The sequence below is a fragment of the Corallococcus sp. CA047B genome, from assembly GCF_003612065.1.
Taxonomy (GTDB): domain Bacteria; phylum Myxococcota; class Myxococcia; order Myxococcales; family Myxococcaceae; genus Corallococcus; species Corallococcus praedator.
The window spans coordinates 1-2,196 of the sequence record NZ_RAWD01000600.1 but is presented as its reverse complement, the minus strand read 5'-3'; the positions used below and the strand labels follow the sequence as shown (position 1 = coordinate 2,196).

3 protein-coding genes and 1 pseudogene are annotated in these 2,196 nt (G+C 70.4%); 1 reads left to right on the top strand and 3 read right to left on the bottom strand.

The window, feature by feature from the left end; all coding sequences use genetic code 11:
• Positions 1 to 590, top strand: a 590-nt coding sequence (locus D7X74_RS42830) for an AgmX/PglI C-terminal domain-containing protein (RefSeq protein ID WP_147446894.1), incomplete at its 5' end; no start/stop codon positions are given.
• Positions 591 to 635: 45 nt separating this feature from the next.
• On the opposite strand, the gene recR is transcribed toward D7X74_RS42830, so the two are convergent.
• From recR to D7X74_RS43425, 3 genes and pseudogenes are all read right to left on the bottom strand, one after another.
• On the bottom strand, positions 636 to 1,229 hold the full coding sequence (gene recR, locus D7X74_RS41425) for a recombination mediator RecR (RefSeq protein WP_120538409.1): 594 nt from the start codon (positions 1,227 to 1,229) through the stop codon (positions 636 to 638).
• Positions 1,230 to 1,235: 6 nt separating this feature from the next.
• Complete coding sequence (locus D7X74_RS41420) at positions 1,236 to 1,553, bottom strand: YbaB/EbfC family nucleoid-associated protein (RefSeq protein WP_120538408.1); 318 nt, start codon at positions 1,551 to 1,553, stop codon at positions 1,236 to 1,238.
• Positions 1,554 to 1,650: 97 nt separating this feature from the next.
• Positions 1,651 to 2,196, bottom strand: a pseudogene (locus tag D7X74_RS43425) (DNA polymerase III subunit gamma/tau); the annotation flags it as partial.

Sequence of the window (2,196 nt, the reverse complement as noted above, 5' to 3'; positions counted from 1 at the left end):
GGCTGGTGCTCGCGGGGGCGGCCTTCGTCGTCGCGCGGCCGGGCTCCACGCAGGGGCCCGCGGTTCCGGTCCAGACGCAGCCGGAGCCCGTGAAGGTGGCCGCGCCGGTGGTTCCCTCGGCGCCGGTGAGCCCGCCTCCCGTCGTGCCCCAGGACACCCCGCCGACCGGTACTCCCGGCCAATCAGGGGCCCTGCCCGGCGGTGAGACGGTGGTCGCGTCGGTGACGGATGCACCGCTGACGGAGGATGGGCCGGAGGAGCCGACCTCGCGCAGGAACACCCCGCGTGCGCCGAAGGGGAAGGTGACGCTGGGCATCGAGGACATCCAGCGCGTGGTGTCGAATGGCCGGTCGCAGATCACCGGCTGTTTCGAGCGCTACAAGTCCAACCTGCCGTCGACCGCGGGCGAGGTGCAGGTGCAGCTCACCATCCTGTCGTCGGGCAAGGTGCGCGCGGACACGCGCGGGCCGCTGGCGTCCACGGACGTGGGCCGCTGCCTGGAGGCGAAGGCACAGGGCCTGCGCTTCCCGGCGCACCGCGACCAAGAAGTCACCGTGCTGATGCCGTTCTCGTGGAAGGTGACGCAGTAGCCAGCCGCCGGGCCCGTCCCGCGTCGCAGCGCGGGACGGACGCCGTCACAGGTCGCGGCGGGCGGACAGCGCCTTGGCGAGCGTGGCCTGGTCGGCGAACTCCAGGTCCCCGCCCATGGGCAGGCCCTGGGCGAGCCGGGTGACGCGCAGGCCAATCGGCTTGAGCAGGCGGGTGAGGTAGAGCGCGGTGGCCTCGCCCTCGATGTCCGGGTTGGTGGCGAGGATGATCTCCTCCACCCGGCTGTCGTTGAGGCGCTCCAGCAGCTCCTTGATGCGCAGCTGCTCCGGGCCCACGCCTTCCAGCGGGGACAGCACGCCGTGCAGCACGTGGTAGCGGCCCTTGAACTCGCGGGTGCGCTCCAGCGCCATCAGGTCCGAGTACGTCTCCACGACGCACAGCGAGCGCTCATCGCGGCGCGAGTCGCGGCAGAAGCCGCACAGCTCCGAGTCGGTGAGGCAGAAGCAGCGCACGCACAGGTGCACCTTCTCCTTCACCTCGCGGATGGCCAGGGAGAGGTCGACGGCGTACTCGCCCGGCGCTCGCAGGATGTGGAAGGCGAGGCGCTGGGCCGTTTTTTCGCCAATGCCCGGCAGCTTCGCGAGCTGGGCGACCAGGCGGTTCAGCGGATCGGGCGTCATCCGGTTTTAATTAATGCCGGGGATCTTCACGCCGCCGGAGATCTTCGCCAGCTCGCTGTTCATGTGCTGACGGCTGTTCGCCAGGGCAGCGTTCACGGCGGCGGTGACGAGGTCCTCGAGCATCCCGGGGTCATTGGGGTCGATGGCGCTCTTGTCGATCTTGATGCTGCGGATCTCCTGGACGCAGTTGGCGACGACCGTCACGAGGCCCTCGCCGGACTTCGCCTCGACGGTCTCTTCCGCCAGCTGCTTCTTCCGCTCCTCGATCTTCTCGGTGAGCTTGTTCGCCTGCCGGATGAAGTAGTTCAGGTCGATGCCGGGCATGTGCTTCCTCGGTCCCCGGGCGTAGGAGCGCGCGCCGCCATGGCGCCGCTCGGAGCAGGGACGTTGGGGCCCACCCTAGCGGGGCCCGGGGGCGTTGTCAGTCATCAGGAGTGGTGGGCATGTCCGTGAGGACGGCCGGTGGGCGCTCGGGCTCGTAGACCTGGATGTGTTCGATTTCGCCGCCCAGCATCTTGAGGATGGACCGCACGGCGGCATGGGAGCGCACCTTTCCCTCGGTGGACTTCTCGTGGGTGGCGCGGCTGTGGGAGTCCTGTTCGGAGATGCTCATCCCCAGGCCGTGGGCTTCCTGGGCCTGGGCCACGTCCTGGATGGTGAGCTTCACGGGCCGGCCGAAGTGCGAGGCCAGGGCTGCGTCGACGGTGGACTTGCCCGCGGCGGCCGTCACTGCGGCCTTGTGGAAGGCGGCGGTGGGCGGGAAGCCGAGGATGATTTCGCCCGCCTTCATGGACAGGAGGCGCCCGTTGGCGAGCGCGGTGCCATGGCGCACGGACGTGGCCTTCACGCTGTCCACGGCGGCGCGCCAGCGCTCGGGCAGGGAGCGGTTGGGATTGTCGCGGCCGGCGGCCACGGGCGCCATCGCGGGCGGCGGTTCAGGCTCCGGAGGTTCCGGTTCGAACGCGGC

What these genes read in the sequence shown, in the direction of transcription:
- recR (WP_120538409.1), bottom strand. Translation starts at nt 1,229, where the DNA reads ATGACGCCCGATCCGCTGAACCGCCTGGTCGCCCAGCTCGCGAAGCTG.
- D7X74_RS41420 (WP_120538408.1), bottom strand. Translation starts at nt 1,553, where the DNA reads ATGCCCGGCATCGACCTGAACTACTTCATCCGGCAGGCGAACAAGCTC.